The sequence below is a fragment of the Herbiconiux liangxiaofengii genome, from assembly GCF_041927335.1.
Classification (GTDB): Bacteria; Actinomycetota; Actinomycetes; order Actinomycetales; family Microbacteriaceae; genus Herbiconiux; species Herbiconiux liangxiaofengii.
The window spans coordinates 88,298-106,414 of sequence record NZ_JBHFHD010000001.1 but is presented as its reverse complement, the minus strand read 5'-3'; the positions used below and the strand labels follow the sequence as shown (position 1 = coordinate 106,414).

Annotated in this window: 20 protein-coding genes; 10 read left to right on the top strand and 10 right to left on the bottom strand. The window is 72.6% G+C overall.

Features of this window, described 5'->3' with window-relative positions; all coding sequences use genetic code 11:
• Positions 1–53: 53 nt before the first annotated feature.
• Genes ACEXOR_RS00515 through ACEXOR_RS00495 form a run of 5 tightly spaced genes read right to left on the bottom strand, consistent with a single transcriptional unit; the run spans position 54 to position 5,169 of the window.
• The gene (locus ACEXOR_RS00515; RefSeq protein ID WP_374847385.1) at positions 54–893 is read right to left on the bottom strand and encodes an ABC transporter ATP-binding protein; all 840 of its coding nucleotides are present in this window, start codon (positions 891–893) and stop codon (positions 54–56) included.
• Positions 890–1,960 (bottom strand): FecCD family ABC transporter permease, encoded by a 1,071-nt coding sequence (locus ACEXOR_RS00510; protein WP_374847384.1) that lies wholly within the window; start codon positions 1,958–1,960, stop codon positions 890–892. Before ACEXOR_RS00510 ends, ACEXOR_RS00515 begins: the two co-directional genes overlap by 4 nt.
• A complete protein-coding gene (locus tag ACEXOR_RS00505) occupies positions 1,957–3,018 on the bottom strand; it encodes a FecCD family ABC transporter permease (protein WP_374847383.1) in 1,062 nt (353 codons plus the stop codon). The genes ACEXOR_RS00510 and ACEXOR_RS00505 overlap by 4 nt, the downstream gene beginning before the upstream one ends.
• Positions 3,015–4,046 (bottom strand): siderophore-interacting protein, encoded by a 1,032-nt coding sequence (locus ACEXOR_RS00500; protein ID WP_374847382.1) that lies wholly within the window; start codon positions 4,044–4,046, stop codon positions 3,015–3,017. The genes ACEXOR_RS00505 and ACEXOR_RS00500 overlap by 4 nt, the downstream gene beginning before the upstream one ends.
• Positions 4,047–4,053: 7 nt before the next feature.
• On the bottom strand, positions 4,054–5,169 hold the full coding sequence (locus tag ACEXOR_RS00495; RefSeq protein WP_374847381.1) for a glycosyltransferase: 1,116 nt from the start codon (positions 5,167–5,169) through the stop codon (positions 4,054–4,056).
• 148 nt (positions 5,170–5,317) lie between these two features.
• Here ACEXOR_RS00495 and ACEXOR_RS00490 point away from each other — a divergent pair, with 148 nt between their 5' ends.
• The 4 genes from ACEXOR_RS00490 (at position 5,318) to ACEXOR_RS00475 (ending at position 9,772) form a co-directional block, all read left to right on the top strand.
• On the top strand, positions 5,318–6,160 hold the full coding sequence (locus tag ACEXOR_RS00490; RefSeq protein WP_374847380.1) for a CPBP family intramembrane glutamic endopeptidase: 843 nt from the start codon (positions 5,318–5,320) through the stop codon (positions 6,158–6,160).
• Between the two features lie 56 nt (positions 6,161–6,216).
• Positions 6,217–7,224 (top strand): WcbI family polysaccharide biosynthesis putative acetyltransferase, encoded by a 1,008-nt coding sequence (locus ACEXOR_RS00485; RefSeq protein ID WP_374847379.1) that lies wholly within the window; start codon positions 6,217–6,219, stop codon positions 7,222–7,224.
• Positions 7,221–8,303 (top strand): glycosyltransferase, encoded by a 1,083-nt coding sequence (locus ACEXOR_RS00480; RefSeq protein ID WP_374847378.1) that lies wholly within the window; start codon positions 7,221–7,223, stop codon positions 8,301–8,303. The genes ACEXOR_RS00485 and ACEXOR_RS00480 overlap by 4 nt, the downstream gene beginning before the upstream one ends.
• Positions 8,304–8,377: 74 nt before the next feature.
• Entirely contained in the window at positions 8,378–9,772 is a 1,395-nt protein-coding gene (locus ACEXOR_RS00475; protein WP_374847376.1) for a glycosyltransferase family 2 protein, read from the top strand.
• 104 nt (positions 9,773–9,876) lie between these two features.
• Here the strand turns inward: ACEXOR_RS00475 and ACEXOR_RS00470 are convergent, their stop codons facing one another.
• Positions 9,877–10,881 (bottom strand): DNA-methyltransferase, encoded by a 1,005-nt coding sequence (locus ACEXOR_RS00470; protein ID WP_374847375.1) that lies wholly within the window; start codon positions 10,879–10,881, stop codon positions 9,877–9,879.
• 47 nt (positions 10,882–10,928) lie between these two features.
• Here ACEXOR_RS00470 and ACEXOR_RS00465 point away from each other — a divergent pair, with 47 nt between their 5' ends.
• A complete protein-coding gene (locus tag ACEXOR_RS00465) occupies positions 10,929–11,216 on the top strand; it encodes a GNAT family N-acetyltransferase (RefSeq protein WP_374847374.1) in 288 nt (95 codons plus the stop codon).
• Positions 11,217–11,261: 45 nt separating this feature from the next.
• The gene (locus ACEXOR_RS00460; RefSeq protein ID WP_374847373.1) at positions 11,262–12,023 is read left to right on the top strand and encodes a cyclodeaminase/cyclohydrolase family protein; all 762 of its coding nucleotides are present in this window, start codon (positions 11,262–11,264) and stop codon (positions 12,021–12,023) included.
• A 97-nt stretch (positions 12,024–12,120) separates the two neighbouring features.
• Here the strand turns inward: ACEXOR_RS00460 and hxlA are convergent, their stop codons facing one another.
• Both hxlA and hxlB read right to left on the bottom strand, forming a co-directional pair.
• The gene (gene hxlA, locus ACEXOR_RS00455) at positions 12,121–12,744 is read right to left on the bottom strand and encodes a 3-hexulose-6-phosphate synthase (protein ID WP_374847372.1); all 624 of its coding nucleotides are present in this window, start codon (positions 12,742–12,744) and stop codon (positions 12,121–12,123) included.
• A gap of 50 nt (positions 12,745–12,794) precedes the next feature.
• Entirely contained in the window at positions 12,795–13,508 is a 714-nt protein-coding gene (gene hxlB / locus ACEXOR_RS00450; protein ID WP_374847371.1) for a 6-phospho-3-hexuloisomerase, read from the bottom strand.
• 100 nt (positions 13,509–13,608) lie between these two features.
• Between hxlB and ACEXOR_RS00445 the strand changes: the two genes are divergently transcribed.
• A complete protein-coding gene (locus ACEXOR_RS00445; RefSeq protein ID WP_374847370.1) occupies positions 13,609–14,445 on the top strand; it encodes a LuxR C-terminal-related transcriptional regulator in 837 nt (278 codons plus the stop codon).
• A 21-nt stretch (positions 14,446–14,466) separates the two neighbouring features.
• Here ACEXOR_RS00445 and ACEXOR_RS00440 read toward each other — a convergent pair whose 3' ends face one another.
• Both ACEXOR_RS00440 and ACEXOR_RS00435 read right to left on the bottom strand, forming a co-directional pair.
• On the bottom strand, positions 14,467–15,093 hold the full coding sequence (locus ACEXOR_RS00440; RefSeq protein WP_374847369.1) for a hypothetical protein: 627 nt from the start codon (positions 15,091–15,093) through the stop codon (positions 14,467–14,469).
• 47 nt (positions 15,094–15,140) lie between these two features.
• On the bottom strand, positions 15,141–15,722 hold the full coding sequence (locus tag ACEXOR_RS00435; RefSeq protein WP_374847368.1) for a hypothetical protein: 582 nt from the start codon (positions 15,720–15,722) through the stop codon (positions 15,141–15,143).
• Between the two features lie 83 nt (positions 15,723–15,805).
• Between ACEXOR_RS00435 and ACEXOR_RS00430 the strand changes: the two genes are divergently transcribed.
• The 3 genes from ACEXOR_RS00430 to ACEXOR_RS00420 all read left to right on the top strand — a co-directional run bounded on the left by ACEXOR_RS00430 (position 15,806) and on the right by ACEXOR_RS00420 (position 18,107).
• Positions 15,806–16,066 carry a hypothetical protein gene (locus ACEXOR_RS00430; protein WP_374847367.1) on the top strand — a complete coding sequence of 87 codons (261 nt, stop codon included), beginning with the start codon at positions 15,806–15,808 and terminating at the stop codon, positions 16,064–16,066.
• 305 nt (positions 16,067–16,371) lie between these two features.
• Complete coding sequence (locus tag ACEXOR_RS00425) at positions 16,372–16,908, top strand: MmyB family transcriptional regulator (RefSeq protein WP_374847366.1); 537 nt, start codon at positions 16,372–16,374, stop codon at positions 16,906–16,908.
• A gap of 140 nt (positions 16,909–17,048) precedes the next feature.
• Positions 17,049–18,107: a TIGR03617 family F420-dependent LLM class oxidoreductase gene (locus ACEXOR_RS00420; protein ID WP_374847365.1), complete on the top strand. Its 1,059-nt coding sequence runs from the start codon at positions 17,049–17,051 to the stop codon at positions 18,105–18,107.
• Positions 18,108–18,117 lie beyond the last annotated feature (10 nt).

Sequence of the window (18,117 nt, the reverse complement as noted above, 5' to 3'; positions counted from 1 at the left end):
TCGATTCGTTTCGGGTTGTCATACTCGGGGGGGGAGTGTAAGGGTTGCCTTACCTAATCCATGGTAGACGATGCGGCCCGGCCGTGGAACCGGCCCATCGGCACCACCATCGGCGATCCGCTCACCGGGTCGGGCACCACCAGCGCCTCGAGCCCGAAGGCCGACCGCACGATGGCGGGCGTGATGACGTCGCCGGGCGCCCCCTCCGCCACGATGCGACCGGCCGACATCACCACGAGGTGGTCGGCATACCTGGCCGCCAGGTTGAGGTCGTGCAGCACCATCACCACCGTGGTGCCCTGCTCGCGGTTGAGCTCGTGCAGCAGGTCGAGCACCTCGATCTGGTGGGTCACGTCGAGGAAGGTGGTGGGCTCGTCCAGCAGCAGCACGTCGGTCTGCTGGGCGAGCGCCATCGCGATCCACACCCGCTGGCGCTGGCCGCCTGAGAGCTCCTCCACCCGGCGGCCGGCGATGGCCGCGGTGTCGGTGGCCGCGAGCGCCTCCTCGACGGCGCGGTCGTCGTCGGCCGTCCACTGCCGGAACAGGCCCTGCCGGGGAAACCGGCCCCGCCCCACCAGGTCGGCCACGGTGATGCCCTCGGGGGCCACCGGCTGCTGCGGCAGCAGGCCGAGCAGCGTGGCGAGCTGCTTGCTCGGGTACCGGTGCACATCCGTGCCGTCGAGGGTCACGACGCCGCGCTCCGGGCGCAGCAGGCGCGCGAACGAGCGCAGCAGGGTCGACTTGCCGCAGGCGTTTGGCCCCACGATCACCGTCACCCGCCCGTCGGGCAGCAGCACGTCGAGGTCGTCCACAACGCGACGGCCGTCGTAGCCGAGCGACAGCCCCTCGGCCTTGAGTTCGTGCCGGGCGTCCGGATGCGCGTCAGCGGTCATGCGGCTCCTCTCGTTCGGTTGCCCCGCGCGAGCAGGGCGAGCAGGATCGGCGCCCCCACGATGCCGGTGACGATGCCCACGGGCACCTGCAGCCCGGGCACGGCGTGCTGGGCTGCCACGTCGGCCGCCGCCACCACGAGCGCACCCACGAGGGCGCTGGCCACCAGGGCGGGTCCGATGCCGCCGAGCAGCCGGCGCGCGATCGGCGCCGACACGAAGGCCACGAAGGCCACCGGTCCGGCGGCCGCCGTGCCGGTGGCGGCGAGGCCCACGGCCACGAGCAGCAGCAGCAGGCGGCTGCGGCTGACGCGCACCCCGAGACCCGTGGCGGCCTCGTCGCCGAGCTGAAGCATCCGGAGCCGCGGTGCGAGCAGGGCCAGCGCGACCCCGAGCACCGCCACGGCGAGGGCGCTGCCGACGAGCTCGGCGGGCTTCACCGTGCCGATGCTGCCCACCAGCCACACCAGGGCGCTCTGGGCGTTGCGCACGTCGGCTCGGGTGAGCAGGTAACCGATCACGGCCTGGGCGAGGAAGGCCAGGGCGATGCCGATGAGCACGAACCGGCTGCCGGCCGCACCCGCAGAGCCCACGGCTCCCGCGCGACCCGCCCGGCCGGCCAGCACCAGGATGGCGGCGGCCGCCAGCAGCGCGCCCGCGAAGGCCGCCCCCGACACCGCGAGCCCCGACGCCCCGCCGAGCAGCACGGCGGCCACGGCGGCCGCACTGGCGCCCTGCGAGATGCCGATGATGTCGGGGCTGGCCAGCGGATTGCCGAGCAGGCTCTGGAACACCGCACCGGCCAGCCCGAACGCGGCGCCCACCACCAGCGCCAGTGCGAGCCTCGGCGCCCGGAGGCCCAGCACCACGAAACGATCGCCGGCGTCGCCCTGGCCGAGTGCTGCGGCGATCACGTTCTGCGGGGCCACCACACGGTCGCCGAGCATCAGCGCGAGCACGGCCACCACGGCCAGCAGAGCGGCGAGGATGCCGCACACCAGCACCAGGCGGCGCCGGCGCGAACGCCGATCCTGCTCGAGCAGGGGTGAGCGGATGCCGCGGCCGGTCACCGGGTCACCGCCCGGTCGCGACGCACCAGCACGATCAGCACGGGCGCGCCCACCAGCGCCACCACGATGCCAGCCTCGAGCTCGGCGGGCTGGGCGATGAGGCGGCCGAGGGTGTCGGCGAGCACCAGCAGGATGGCACCGAGCGGCATCGAGTAGGCGAGGATCCAGCGGTAGTCGCCGCCCACCAGCCGGCGGGCGAGGTGCGGCACCACGAGCCCCACGAACACGAGCGGGCCGGCCAGCGAGGTGGCCGAGCCGCAGAGCAGGATGATGGCCACCCCCGCCACCACGCGCGTCAGTCCGACCCGCTGCCCGAGCCCTCGCGCCACGTCGTCGCCGAGCGCCAACCCGTTCAGGCCCCGCCCGAGCAGCAACGCGAGCACCGCGCCCAGCACGAGGAACGGCGCCAGCGGCAGCACGGTCGACACGTCGCGGCCCACGAGCGATCCCACCGACCAGAACCGGTACTGGCTGAGCGTGTCGAGATCGCGCAGCAGCACGAGGGTGATCAGCGAGGTGAGCACCGCCGTGACGGCCGCCCCCGCGAGGGTGAGGCTGAGCGGCGTCGGTCCGTTGCGGCCCGAGGCCACGAGGTACACCAGCACCGCGGCGAGCGCGGCGCCCACGAAGGCGAACCACACGTAGCCCGAGGGATTGGCGACGCCGAACACCGAGATGCCGATCACCACGGCCAGCGACGCCCCCGAGTTCACCCCCAGTAGGCCGGGGTCGGCCAGCGGGTTGCGGGTCAGACCCTGCATCAGGGCGCCCGCGAGGCCGAGCGCGGCACCCGCCACCAGCCCGATGATCGTGCGGGGCACCCGCAGGTCGAGCACCACCATCTGCTCGGTGCTGTCGCGCCCGGCCGAGGCCGAACCGGTGAGGGCCCGGCCGATGGCGTCGAGCACCGCGGGCACGTCGATCGAGCGCGACCCGAGCAGCAGACTCAGGGCCACCGCCACGATCACCCCGGCGAACAGGGCCACCAGGCCCAGGATGCGCGCCGGCCGTTGCCGGGCCCGTCGGGCGGTCGCCGCTCCGGGAGCGGCCGTCGTCATTGCCCCTCGGCCTTGCCCTGGCGCCAGTAGCCCATGAAGGCCACCTTGCGCCGGTCGACCCCCACCTCGCTCACAAGCAAACGCCGGAGCGACTTGATGGCTGCCGACTCCCCCGCGAGCCAGGCGTAGAACCGGCCGTGCACGTCGACGGGAGAATCCCAGAGCATCTCCACGTCGACGTCGATCTCGGCGAGCTCCTGGGCGGTCGGCGAGAGCGCGGGCGCGATCGCCTCGCGGTGGCTGTCGAGCCACCGCCGCACCTCGTGCTGCAGCACTCCGCCCTGGTCGCGGGCGACCCACGTGACGGAGCCGTCGGCGGCCGTCTGCACCGGCTGGGCGTCGTCGGCGCAGGGCACCTCGATGAAGGCGTGCGCCCGGGTGCCGGCGGGCAGCGACTCCAGGATGGCGCAGATGGCGGGTGCCGCGGTCTCGTCGCCGGCCAGCAGGTAGTCGACCGCCTCACCGGGGTGCCAGTCGAGGCCGAGGCGGTAGTCGGCGCTGAGGTCGTCGGGGCCCACGATCACCAGCTCGTCGCCGACCGCGGCGCGGGCGAGCCAGGCGGCGGCGGGGCCGGCGTGCCCGGCGGAGTCGCCGGCGGGGGTCTCGGCGGAGTGCGCCGCTGTGTGGTCGCCGGGAGCGTGGGGGCCGGCCGCATCCGGAGCGTCGTGCACCACGAAATCGACGTCGAGCTCGCGCTCGGCGGGGCGGAGGGCCCGCACGGTGTACGTGCGGAAGGGGTTGCGCTCGGCATCGGGCAGCTCGCGCCAGCGCTGGTACCAGGTGCCCGCGGCGAGCACCTCCGGGTCGTGCCAGCCGCAGTCGCCGTAGCTGCCGTCGGCGTGGGGCAGCACGATCTTGATGCGCTGATCGAGGCCGGCCGTGCCGAACGAGTCGAACTCGGGCCCCGAGAAGGTCACCCGCCTGAAGCACGGGCTCAGCTGCTGGATGCGAACCACCCGGGCGAGGAACGGCCGGTACGAGGGGCGGCTGTCACGCTCCGACTCGGTGCGAGGCACATAGGTAAGCATTACCTAATCATGCCACGCGACCTCCGAGCGCCTCCAACCGGTTCTGCAGGGCCCGCTGATACACCTCGGCGTGCGCATCGGCGATCTGCCGGCTCTGCCGGTCTCGATGGGCGTCCCGGAGCGCCAACTCCTGTGCCCGGTCAGCCGTCCCGGGAGCCGTGGCGAGGTCGAGCGCCGCACCGAGCGGGCCCGCGAGGTCGCCGCCCGCGCCGATGCCGCGCTCGCGGCGCACGATGCCCGCGGGCAGCTGCTCGAACGCGAAGCCGTGGCCGTCGTCGATCACCGTCACGCCGAGGTCGTAGCAGAGCTCGGCCCAGCCCGAGTGGGTGCCGTGAGAGTAGGGCAGCACGGCCACGTCGAGGTCGGCGATCCACTGCTCGAGGGCGGCATCCGTCTGCCGCCCGCCGCGCTCGAGGGCGACTCCGTCGGCGTCGCGCACCAGCCGCTGCACGACGGCGGCGGCTCCGGCGTCACGCACGTCGTGATCCATCCGGATGCGCGCGCGCACCGGCCGCCCCGCGCCCGTGAGAGCGGCCACGGCCTCGATCACCGAGCCCACCGTCTCGACGGCGGCGATGTTCGGGCGCAGGTCGCGCAGATGCACGCCCACCCGCGGGATGCCGGAGGGCGCCGCGACCCCCACGGGGCGGTGGCGTGCCATCCGGGGATGCGGGATGACGGTGGCGCTGCGCCCCCAGCGCGCCTGGATCTGGGCGGCGGCGCCCGGGGTGAGGGTGACCAGCTCGTCGGCCTCGGCCATCATCAGGTCGAGCTGGGCGCGGTGCACCGACTGGTCGCTCAGCTGCGGGTTCTCGAGGTCGTGAACGGTGAACACCACGGGGAGGCCCTCCTCACGCAGCACGGCGAGCGCCTCGACCAGCTGATCGGTGGGCACCGACTCCATGCCGAAATGCACGTGCACGAGGTCGAAGCCGCCGGCGTTCGCGCGCAGGTACCCGGCGTCGAAGAGCGCGGGCGGCCACCACTGGCCGGCGGGGCGGCCGGGCACCACCGGGTCGGGGAGCATCTGCGCCACCGCTGCATCGGGAGCGATCGAGGCGACGTACGGATGGCTCGCCGGAACGCTGGCGACGCGGATGGGGAGGCTCGGGTGCTGGGTCATCACTGTCGACGTTATTGCGATTCGGGCCGGAACGCCGTCATTCTCGCCATCACCGGTTCCCTCGATGCCGCATCTGCGGGTCTTCGCTACGCTGTGTACACCGGAGGGGTTGCGGTTGGGGCGGCTCTGCATGTCTGGAAGGAATCCGATGCCCGAGCGCGACTCCCTCTCACCGTGGAAGCGATTCTGGGAACGGGGCGGATGGTGGAAGGCCCTGATCCTCGTGGTCGTCTACTACGGCCTCTACCAACTCGTCGGCCTGCTGCTGTCGTTCGCCCTCACCGGCGTCGACATCGCACCGACGAGTGCTCCGGGAGTCGTGGTCGGCACCGGCCTGCCGATCCTGATCGGCGGTCTGCTGTTGGTGATCTTCGCGTGGTCGATCGGGTGGCTGCGTGAGCTCTTCGGCCGGCAGGCGATCCGGGGGCGGGGCTGGATGTGGATCGCGATCGTCGTGGTGCTGCTCACGAACATCCTCCGCTTCCTGACTCTCGACTATGCGGCCGCAGATGCGGCGGTGATCGCGGCGTGGCTGTTGACGGGTCTCGTCATCGGCTTCGCCGAAGAGGTTCTGACGCGGGGCTTCGTGGTGAACCTGATGCGGAAGGCCGGTCATCCTGAGATCGCTGTCGCCCTGGTCTCTGCGGGGCTCTTCGCGATGCTGCACGCGGGAAACTTCCTCGACGGTCAGGGCGCCTTGGCGACGATCCTCCAGGTCGGCTACACGTTCTGCTTCGGTCTTCTGATGTACCTGGCATACCGGGTCACGGGCCGGCTGATCGTCCCGGTCCTGCTGCACGCCAGCACCGATCCCAGCATCTTCCTTCAGACGATCTACCCGTCCGGGGCTCCTCTCGCCGCCATCGCCGGACTGGGCAATGTCATCGTGATCGCCACCGGACTCATCCTGCTGGTGGTGCTCGTCTTCCGCGGTGGCAAGGATCGCGCGTTCCCCCGCCCGGGACTCGCCGGGGATCCCGCGCCGGCCTGACGCCTCTTCTCGGGGTGGGGCGAGCGGATGTCGGCCCGGCGGGTGAGAGTGGAGGGGTGAGTTCTACTGGAGCAGGCGCGGGCGGTACCGCCGTAGATGAGGGGCGGCGGGCCCACTACGCCGAGTTCTACTCCCGGCCCGAGCAGGTCGTCGACGCCGGCGAGCCGGTCATGGTGGCCGTCGGCAACTGCCAGGCCGAGTCGCTCCGCCTCGTGGTGCCGGCCGAGGCGCTCCGCTCGGTGCGTCTGCCACCCGTGCACGAGCTCACGGCCGACGACGTGCCGCACCTGCAGGCGTGGCTGGGGCGGGCCGATGTGGTGTCGGTTCAGCCCATCCGCGACGGGTACCACGGGCTGCCGCTCGGCACCCGCGAGCTGCTCGCCGTGATGCGGCCGGAGGCGCGGGCCGCGGTCGTGCCCGTCATCCGGTTCGCCGGGCTGTATCCGCGGCATCTGATCGTGCGGCCGCCGTCCGATCCGTCGCTCACGCCTCCGCTCGTGGCGTACCACGACGCCGCGGTGCTCGCGGAGGCCGCGGGGCTCCGACTGCCCGCGCTCACCCCGGCGCGGGTGCGCGCGGTGGCGGCGGAGTCGGTGCAGGCGCTGCGGTCGCGGGAGGAGCGGCACGGGGCGATCGCCGTCTCCGACCTGTTCGAGGCGGCGGCCCCGGATGCGGCGGCGTCCCCGTCGGCGGCGTCCCCGTCGGCGGCCTCGGCCGGGCCGGCGCTCTCCTTCGAGCTGATGCGCACCGTCAACCACCCGGGCAACCCCGTGTGGATCGCTCTCGCCGACCGCCTCTTCGAGCGGGTGGGCGTCGACGCACGCGCATCCGACGGCGGACGCCCACTGCTCGACTCGGTGCACGCACCCCGCGAGCAGGCGGTGATCGACGCGTTCGGCCTCGACGCCGAGTCGCGCGCCGACTGGGTCGTGGAGGCCGAGACCGTCTCGGCCGACGCCGTGCGGGAGGCCCACCTGGCCTGGTACGCCGAGCACCCCGACGTGGTGCCGGCCGGCCTCGCGCGCCACGAGTCGACGCTGCGGCTGCTGGGCCTCACGTCGTGACGGCGTTGCAGCGCTCGCATCCGTTCCCGGCCTCGGGCGGTTCGCCGGAAGCCGACGCGCCCGCGGCGGCAGGCGCCATCCCGCGGCTCGTCATCACCGAACAGCCCGAGCACGGGGTGACCCTCTACGCCGCGCGACTGGCGTGGGCGCTGGGCGGGCATCCGGTCGACGGCACCCGGGCGCACGCCCACTTCACCGATCGGCTCTGGGGCGAGACTCCGGATGCCGCGGCGACGGCCTTCGAGCACCTGGCCGCGCGGGCTCCCGTCACCGTCACCCTGCACGACGTGCCGCAGCCCTCCGACGGGGAGGCGAGCCTGGCGCGCCGGGCGGACTGCTACCGGCGGGTGGTGGCGGCCGCATCCGGAGTGGTCTGCAACAGCCGGCACGAGGTCGAGCTGCTGCGGCGGTTCAGCGGGGTCGCGGCGGAGGCGGCCGTCATCCCGTTGCCGGTCGACCCCGTAGACCCGGTCGCCGACGGGCGTGCCCCGGTCGACCCTGTGATGCGCGGCCGTGCCGCCGCCGGGGGTTCGGTGGCCGTGCTGGGGTACGTGTATCCGGGCAAGGGGCACGAGCAGGTCATCCGGGCCGCGGCCGAGGTGGGTGGGGCTCGAGCGCTCCGGAGCGATGCGTCTGGCGGGTGGCCGGAGGTCGAGGCGTTGGGGCGGGCATCCGATGGTCACGACCGCGATGTCGAGAAGCTCGCCGCGCTGGCGGCTGCGGTGGGGGTGGGGTTCGAGGTCACGGGGTATCTGAGCGACGACGAGCTGCTGGCGCGGTCGCGACGGGCCGGGGTGCCGGTGATCGCGCATGAGCACGTGTCGGCCTCCGGGTCGCTGGCGTCGTGGCTGAGCGCGGGGCGACGGCCGGTGGTGGTGGCGAGCCCGTACATGGAGGAGATGGCGCGGCTGCACCCCGGGGCGATCACGCTGACTCCGGGTCATGGGCTGGCCGACGCGATCGCGCGGGCCCTGGCCGACCCGGCGAGCACCTGGCTCGACGGCGACGTGCGCCTCGGGCCGACCACCGCCGAGGTCGCGGAGCTGTACCGGGCGTTCTGGGCGGAGGTGCGCTGGTGAACGGGGCGACGGCCGGCGCGGCGTCGGCGGCCGGGACGTCGACTGCCTGGGAGACTGGCGCGGCGGAGGTGCGGGTGACGGGCAACGACTGGACGGCGCTCGACGGCCTGGTCACCGCCGACCCGCCGCTGGTGTCGGTGGTCGTGGTGCACTTCGAGCAACCGGGCGATCTCGCCCGCACGCTGCGGGCGCTCGGGCGGCAGACCTACCCGCGGCTCGAGGTGATCGTGGTCGACGACGGGTCGGAGCATCCGCCCGCCGTGCCCGCGGGGGTGCGGCTCGTCGTGCTGCCGGACGACGGGTTCCGCGTGGCGGCCGCGCGCAACGCCGGGGCGGCCGTGGCGCACGGTGAGGTGCTCTGCTTCCTCGACGCCGACACCTCGCCCGAGCCGGAGTACGTGGCCGAGCTCACGCGGCTGCCCGCGCTGCGCGATGACGCCGTGGTGGTGGGGCGGCGCCGGCACGCCGACCTCGACGCCGCCGACGCGGAGCCCGGCCCCGCCCGCGCCGGCTGGGCCGCCCGCGCCGGCTGGGCCGCCCGCGCCGGCTGGGCCGCCGACGCGGAACCCGGCCCTGCCCGCCCCGACCCCCACCCCGCCCCGGTCGAGGTCGCCGGCCCCCGCCACGAGACTCCCGAACCGCAGTGGCTGATCGACGCCTACGCCGACAGCGGCGACCTGCTGCGCTCCGACCACCGCTCCTACCGCTTCATCATCTCGGCCGTGATCGCCTGCACACGGACGTTCTTCGACAGCACCGGCGGCTTCGACGAGACCTTCGATCACTACGGCGGCGAGGACTGGGAGTGGGCCCACCGCGCCTGGACCAACGGTGCCGTCTTCGCCCACGTGCCCACCGCCGTCGCCTGGCACAACGGCCCCGACATCACCGGGCGCGAGCCCGACGAGGCCGCGCTCACCGAGCGGATGAACCACGAGGCCCTCGCCCTGCTGAACCGCATCGGAGTGCCGGGGGCGGTGGGGGGCGGCATCCGGAGCGCGGCCGTCGACATCGCGATCACCCTGCCGTCGGGCGGCGCGGCCGCCACGATCGTGTGCGCCGACCTGCTGCTCGAGGCCCTGCCGACCGCCCGGGTGATCGTCGACGACTCCACGTGCGCACTGCTGGGCGACGACCGCGTGATCGGGCGCAGCGAGTGGGATCGCGCATCCCACCAACCGCGCGTGCAGGTCTCGTGCGAGGCTCTCTTCACGGTGCCCCGCGCCGATCGCGCGGCGTTCTGCGACGACCTCGCCCGCGCGGCCGGCCGGGTGGGCGTCGGCACGCTCGGCTGGGTGGTTCTCGAGGGGCCGCGCACTCGCCTCACCGTCTCGGCGACCCGCGCCATCCGTCGGCGGGCCCGGCGACCGGATGCTGCCGAGTTCGCCACCGAGCGGCACCCGAGCCCGTTGCGCTGCTTCACGGCCGAGCCGCACCTGGCGGCCCACCTCGCCGGCTGGGCCCCCTGACCCCGCCGGCCAGTGGGTGACTGCCCGCTGCTCGGGAGGAGAATGCGGCCTTCGAGCCGTATATAGCCTCGAAGGCGTGATTCTCCTCCCGTGGGAACGGCAGCTCAGGGCGCCGGCGGCACGAACGCCACCACCCGGGCCGCGGGGAGGCGGCGGCGGATGACCTCGATGGCCTCGGGGTTCTGGTCGACCAGCACGTAGTTGCGGCCGAGGGCGGCGGCGACCGCACCCGTGGTGCCGCTGCCGGCGAAGAAGTCGAGCACGAGATCGCCCTCGCGACTGGACGCCTGCACGATGCGGCGCAGCACACCCTCGGGCTTCTGCGTGGGGTACCCCGTCTTCTCGCGGCCGGTGGGCGACACGATCGTGTGCCACCACACGTCGGTGGGCAGCTTGCCCCGGGCCGCACGCTCGGGCGTGACGAGTCCCGGTGCCATGTAGGGCTCCCGGTCGACCGCCTCGGAGTCGAAGTGGTAGCCGGCCGGGTTCTTCACGTACACCAGGATCGTGTCGTGCTTCGTGGGCCAGCGGTTCTTCGACTTGGCGCCGTAGTCGTAGGCCCAGATGATCTCGTTCAAGAAGCTCTCGCGGCCGAAGAGGGCGTCGAGCAGCACCTTGGCATAGTGGGCCTCGCGGTAGTCGAGGTGGAGGTAGAGGGTTCCGTCGTCGGTGAGCAGGCGCCACGCCTCCACGAGCCGGGGCTCCAGGAAGGCCCAGTAGTCGTCGAAGCGGTCGTCGTAGCTCAGGATGTCGCCCTTGATGCGCTCGTAGAGCTGGCCCTTGAAGCCCGCGTAGCGCGGGGCGGGGGTTTCGGATGCGGCGGCCGGCTCGGTGGGGGCGGGGGCGACGCCGGGCCGGGCAGGAGCGGCGGCGGGCGCGACGGGCTCGGGCGCATCCGGAGCGTGCCCCTCGGCCGCCGGCACGCGCTTCACGGTCGTCGACCTTCTGGCCTGCGCCCGCCCGGTGTTGAACGGCGGATCGAGGTAGATGAGTGTGAACGAGGCGTCGTCGAACCCGGCCAGAACGGCCAGGTTGTCGCCGTGGAAGACGACCCCCTCGCCGCGGGAGTCCGGCCCGAGGTCGGCGAGCGGCGAATCGGCGACAGGCATCCTGCAATTGTGGCAGTTCGAAGGTGGGCGGCGTATCGTCGGGCCGGATGAGCACCACGATCAAGAACGAAGCCCGGCAGAGCCGCTACACCATCGCCCTCGACGACGAGGTGGCCGGCTTCGCCGACTATCGGGTGGAGGGCTCGCGCATCATCTTCACGCGCACCGAGGTCGATCCCACCCGTCGCAAGGGCGGGCTCGCGGGCCGCCTGGTGGAGTTCGCGCTCGACGACGTGCGCACCTCGGGTGGGCTCACCGTGGTGCCGCAGTGCTCGTTCGTGGCCCACTTCATCGACGCGCATCCCGACTACCAGGAGCTCGTCGACCGGGGCTGAACCCCCGCATCCCTCCCTTTCACGGCCACGACGAACGGATGCCGCATGAGCCCCGAGATCGGCGCCACCACGGGCGGTTCGACCGTGCACGACTGGATGCGCCGGCTGGCCGAGCCGGTGGGCGATCCCGGCGGCGGGGCGGCTTCGGGCGTGATGCTGGCCATGGGGTGCGCGCTGACGTCGATGGTGGCGGGGTACGCGATGCGGGCGGCCGAAGGTACCGGGGCTCCGGGCGGCGTGGGCGGCGCGGGTGAGGGTGGCGGGGCCGCGGGTGCCGCACGCGTGGGCGGGGGCGAGGCAGGCGGGGGCGGGGCTGGCGATGCCGCCGATGGCAGTGCCGCGGGGTCCGCAGGTTCAGGCAGGGCCGCCGTAGCAGGGCGCGCGGAGGCGGTCGCCGCCATCCGGGCGCGGGCCGAGGAGCGGCGGGAGCGGGCGCTCGAGCTCGCCGACGTCGATGCGCGGCGCTCGAAGCAGTTCGGCGCCGCGTATCACCAGCCGGCGGGCGAGCGACGGGATGCCGCCGTGCGATCGGCGGGGTCGGCTGCGGCACGCGCATCCGACGACCTCGCCCTGCTCGCCCTCGACGCGCTGACCGACCTCGAAGAGCTGGCGCCGCTCGCACCGGCCTACCTGCGGCCCGATGTGGGGGTCGCCGCAGCCGCCCTGCGCGCCGCGATCACGGGGGCGCGAACGAACCTCGCCGCCGACCTCGCCGAGCTGACCCGCCACGGCGCCGAGCCCCCGGAGGGGCTCACGGCCGACCTCGCCCGCTTCGACGAGGCGCTCGCCCGGCTCGACCGCGTCTGAGCCGCGCGGGCCCCGGCGGCTCGGTGCCGGCGCGGGGTCGCCCGGCTCGACCGCGTCAGAGCCGCGTGGCCCGGCGCCGGCGCCGGCACCCGAACGGTCAGACGATGGCGGCGCGGAGCTCGGCGGCCGCCGCTCCCACGTCGGGAGCGCCGTAGATGGCGTTGCCCGCCACGGCGACCTCAGCGCCCGACCGCTGTACCGCCGCGATGGTGGACGCGGTGATGCCGCCGGCCACCGAGAACGCGACACCGGAGGCCTCGCCATCCCGAAGCAGGGTCTCGAAGGTAAAGCCCTCCTCGGCCTGCTCGTCGAGTCCGGCATGCATCTCGACGAACTGCACACCGAGCGCCACCACCTCGCGGGCGCGGGCCGGCTTGTCGGCCACGCCGATGAGATCGGCGACGATTCCCTTGCCGTGCTTGGTGGCGGCCTTGACGGCGCCCACGATGGTGCTGTCACCCGCGGTGCCCAGCACGGTCACCAGGTCGGCCCCGGCGGTGAAGGCGATGTCGGCTTCGAGCTCGCCGGCATCCATGGTCTTGAGGTCGGCGAAGACGATCTTGTCGGGGTGCGCCGCCTTGATCGCGGTGACGGCCGAGAGGCCGGCGGCTTTGATCAGCGGGGTGCCGAGCTCGAGGATGTCGACGTGCGGCGCCGCGGCGGCGGCCAGCTCGAGGGCGGCTTCGGTGGTGACGGTGTCCATGGCGAACTGCAGTTTCATCGGGCTTTCCTTCTGTTGCGGGAGGGGATCGGGAGAGGGGATCGTGGGCGTCATTCGAGGTTCGCGTGCCGCGGCCAGAGCTCGTCGGCGGATGCGCCCGAGCGGTGCCAGAGCGCGTCGAACAGCGCGTCGCCGAGCAGCACCACCGCCTGCTCGAACAGGCTCCCGGCATACTGCGCCGAGGCCGCGCCCGAGCGGTCGAGCTTGCCGGCGGCCGGAACCACCACGACGACGGAGGCGAGACGGGCGAGCTCCGAGCCGCGCTCGGTGGTGAACGCGGCCACCTTCGCGCCGGCCTGCCGGGCCGTCTCGGCGGCGCGCACGATGCTGCCCGTGGTGCCGGAGCCGCTCGCGGTGAGCAGCAGGTCGTCCGCCGCGATGGCGGGCGTGGTCACGTCGCCCACCACGTGCACGGTGAGGCCGAGGTGCATCAGCCGCATCGCGGTCATCCGCAGGGCGAGCCCCGAGCGGCCGGCGCCGTGCACGAACACGCGGGATGACGCGGCGACAAGGTCGGCCAGGTCGTCGAGGGCGTCGCGCCCGTCGGGGTCGGCGAGGTCGGCGAGAGCGGCGCGGTCGTCGCGGTCGTCGCGGTCGTCGCGGTCGTCGATTGCGGTGCCGTCGGCGCGGCCGCTCACGCCGTCGGTGCCGTCGGTGCCGCCGGCGGCAGCGGCCGGGCGGCCCGTCACCGCGGCGACCAGGCCGTCGAGCTCCCGCGCGATCAGGCTGAGCGAACCGGCGACATGGTGCTGCGAGATGGTCATCACCTCAGCCTGCGCGCCCCGCACGCCCCTGCCGCCCGCCCGTCGGGGCGGTTCCGCCCACCCGTTCGGGCAGGTGTCGCCGATCGGGTAGGTTGACCGGATGACCGCCACCGCATCCGCCGCGGATCCGCTCTCGGACGACTCGCGCCGTCACCTCACCGACCACGCCCGCCTGGTGACCGAGCAGGCCGACCGCCACGCGGTGACCCTCGAGTCGGTTCTCGCCATCCTCCGCTCCGACCGGCTCGACGACCGCGCGGCCCGCGCGCTGGCCGTCGAGCTGGCCACGAACGCCTTGGTGGGCCTGCGCGAACAGGGCGACCAGCAGCGCAGCGACCTTCTCGAGCCCGTCGTCGGCGCGTTCGCGCGGCTGCAGAACGACCTCAAGCCGCTCGTTCGCTTCGGCGGCCTCGACGTGCAGTTCGTTGAGCCGCCGGCCACCGGCCGCGCCCTCCCGGGCGAGGTGGCGCGAGCGGCGCGGGCGATCGCGCGCAGCACGGTGCTCGCTCTGGTCGACGGCGGCGAGGCCCGGCGGGTGCGCATCCAATGGGACTGCGACGGCCTCAACCTGCTCATCGGCATCCGCGACGACGGCCGGGGCGAGCTCACCGCGCACGACGACGCATTGCGCCCCATCGCCGAGCAGGTGGGCGCGCTCGACGGCGTGCTCACGGTGTCGGCGACTCCCGGATGGGGGTCGGCTCTCGACATCCGGATTCCCCTCGACCCGCCCGCCGAACCCGATCACCTCGACGCGGCGGTCGCCCTCTCCGACCGCGAGCGCGACGTGCTGCGCCTGGTTGCCGCAGGCGACCGCAACCGCGACATCGCCCGCGCCCTCGGCATCAGCGACAACACGGTGAAGTTCCACGTCTCGAACCTGCTGCGTAAGGCGGGCGCCCGCACCCGCGCCGAACTCGCCGCCCTCACCCGCTGACCCGCCCCGGTGCTGCCAGCGCTACTGCGATGCACAGAGCTGTTTGATCCAATCGTCCCACTGCGTGAGAAACGCTGCTGCCAACAGGTCGTCGCCTTCGTAGTCGCGATACCCAGACTGCAACGCTTCGCTCGCGATGCCCTCCACGGCCTGATCCAGACCGGGGTAGCTCTCGAAGTACGGCTCCAACTCCGACGCCTCCGCTCCGGTTAGCGCATCGGTCAACACACCGTACGAAATGGACGAGCACAGTGCCAGATCGGCCTCAGATGGCGACATCGATCGCGATGGCGGGGCCGCACTCGATGGCCCCGCCATCTCGAATCCGTCGAACATCTCCGACAGGGACTCTGCCGGACCGGTCGCGAACCAGTGGCCCGAGTACACGATCTGGTTTGACTCATCTATGAGCTCCGCCCAGTCGCCGATCATCTTGTAGGTGGCTTCCGGGTCGTCGTAAACCTTCACGATGATCCCCAAGCCCTCATCGGGAAGGCAGTACAGGCCGGCGGACGAGCCGTAGTAGTCCGGATCGCCGTCCAATCGGTGCGGACTGGTGCAGTTGGGATCGGCCTCGAGTGCTGTCAAACTCTCCATGTCAAAGCGTTCCCCGGACCAGACGGTGCACCCGCTGATCGTCGCCAGCATCGCGAAGGTGAGCGCTGTCGTCCACCATCGCGTCGCTCCACCCGAGCTCATTTCCAGCGCACGTAGCCGATCTTTGCTACGGCGTTCACATGCCCCCTGATCTTCGCAACAGTTGCGCGATTCCCGATGAAGGCGCTCACAGTGCCCTTGCTGCCGCAGCCAGCGTTGGACCACACGGGGGTGGATACGGTGCGGTTGGTGGAGTAGCCGCGACCTTGGACGCAGGACGGGCCCGAGTTCCATGCGAACGTATCTTGGCTCCAGCTGTAGGAATAGCGCGCCGACCAATCGAAGCCGATGATCCCACAGCCGTCGACCGAGTCCTGCCAGCCACTGAGGTTCGTGAACACCGCGTTTCGATAGTCACAGCCGGACAGACCAGCATCCGACGCTGAACCCGCCCCGGTGTCACCGGAGGACTGCTCGATTGCGCTCCCCGACTCGTCGACGACGACAACGGTCTCTGAGTCATAGACGGCAGGATCTACCACCGTAGCGCCCGCGCCGTCGATGTCGGCTTCGAGATCAACCTGGCCAGTCGAAGAGGCATCGGGCGGCGGCTGGGTTGCGGCCCCCATGAGGCACGGGAGAATCGCAATGGACACAAGCAGCGCTATCGGCTTTTTCATGACGTATTCTCAGCATTAATGGTCGAGGCTGTCAAGGCACCGACATGGTGGCAGTCAGGTGAGGCATGCGACGGAGGATCATCGTGGCGTTCGAGCTAGCTGAAGACGTGTTGTCGTGGATCGAGCTCACGTTCTGGGTGGCAGTGGGCGGCGGTGCCACCGTGCGCATCGTCATCGTCGCGGTTCGACGGCGTCGGCGTGACGCCGTAACGGATGTGCTGCGACCGATTACCGACGCCGTCAGCGTGGAGTCGCGCGCCGATGGATGGGATCCGTCGACATCCGACCAGGTGATCCAGGCCTTAGCTGACAGCCGACCAAGGTCGTTCGGCGATTCGAGCTGAATCCGCCAAGCCGCCCCGGCCGCCCGTCCGTACCCGCAGCATTCCCCGCCCAGCCGCTATGTGCTCTTCGGCTTCCGTGACATGGACTGCGGCGAGGCCTCGGCACACTGCGCGCCGTATCACCGAGCAGGTGGTCACGCCCGACGGCGTGCTCACGGTGTCGGCAACTCCTGGATGGGGATCGGCTCTCGGCATTCGGACTCCCCTGGACCCGCCCCGGCGCCCGCACCTCGAGAACGGCGGGACGGTCTGACCGTCCCTGGCAGGGACAGGGACGCGGGCCGCCCTCTGACTACGGTGGCGGCATGGAGCATGACGAGCTGTCGATGCACGCGCACCGAGCCCGCACGCGCGAGCAGATGCAGACCTGGACCCACCTCGGGGCCGTTCTGGTCGACCGCCACCTGCAGGTGCTGGCCTCGAACGCTCTGGCGCGCGCCCTCTCGCCCGGCTTCCAGGAGGGCATGAACCTCGCCCGCTACACGTTCCTGTCGAGCGAGGTGCCGCGCGACCGTGACTGCTGGGATGCCGCGGCCGCCCAGGTCGCCGGGATGCTGCGCGAGTCGATCGATCAGCATGCCGTCGACCAGTCCTTCGTCGGCATCGTCGGAGAGCTGGCCGCCACGAGCCAGGAGTTCTCCGACGCCTGGGCGGAGGAGTCGATCCCCTCCAAGCTCGCGGGCGAGCTGTCATTCCTCGACACCGCGATCGGCACGGTCTCCCTCGGGTACACCGTCACCCGGGCTCCCGAGCGATTCGACGACCTGCTGATCATCTGCCGCCCGCTCACCGAGGCGGCGCGCGCCGACGTCGACCGACTGGTCAGGGCCACCACGACCTGACCTGGGCGCCGGCCGCGGCGTAGCGCCGACCGCATCGAGGGCGAGCACCGTCACAGAACACGGGGCCGTCGTGGCCCGCCGGATTGTGCCCACCCCACAGCGGGCGCGCGCGCATCCGGGGCCTGTGCTGGGATGGCGGCATGCTCACCGACGAGACCCCCGAAGCCGCCCCCGACCGCCTGTTCGCCCTGGATGCCGGCGGCGACATCGCCAGCACCCCGCTGCAGCTCGAGCAGGCCGCCGTCACCGCCGAGTCCGAGGGATTCGACGGCGTGCTCGTCACCGAGACCAGGCACGACCCGTTCGTGGCCCTCACGCTCGCCGCCCGGGCCACCGAGCGCGTGCGGCTCTCGAGCGCCATCGCGGTGGCGTTCGCCCGCAACCCGATGAACACGGCCATGCTGGCGAACGACCTGCAGCTCGTCTCGGGCGGGCGGTTCGTTCTCGGTCTCGGCTCGCAGGTGAAGCCGCACATCGAACGCCGCTTCTCGATGCCGTGGTCGCATCCGGCCCGGCGGATGCGCGAGTACGTCGACGCGGTGCGGTCGATCTGGGCGAGCTGGCAGAGCGGCGACCGGCTGCGCTTCGAGGGCGAGTTCTACACGCACACGCTCATGTCGCCGGTGTTCGACCCGGGCCCGAACCCGCACGGCAACCCGCGCATCGCGCTGGCGGCCGTGGGCTCGCTGATGACCGAGACGGCCGGCGCGGTGGCCGACGGCTTCCTCAGCCACAGCTTCACCACCCCGCGGTACCTGAGCGAGGTGTCGCTGCCGGCGCTGGCACGGGGGCGTGCATCCGCCGGCCGCGGTGCCGACCTCGACGACACGGTCGAGGTGAGCCTGCCGGCGCTGGTGGCGGTGGGGTCGACGGATGCGGAGCTCGCCACCGCGATCACCGCCATCAAGAAACAGATCGCCTTCTACGGTTCGACGCCGGCGTACAAGGGCGTGCTCGAGCTGCACGGCTGGGGCGAGCTGCACGAGCAGCTGCACGCGGGTTCGGTGCGCAAGGAGTGGAACGCAATGACCGACCTCGTGAACGACGAGGTGCTGGCGGAGTTCGCGGCGGTCGGAACGCCGGCCGCGGTCGCGGCCCAGCTGCGCGAGCGTTTCGGGGGCGTGGTGCAGCGCCTGTCGTTCTCGACGCCGTACCCCGTGGCTCCCGAGGTCTGGCCCGCCCTGCTCAGCGCCCTCTGACCCCACCCTG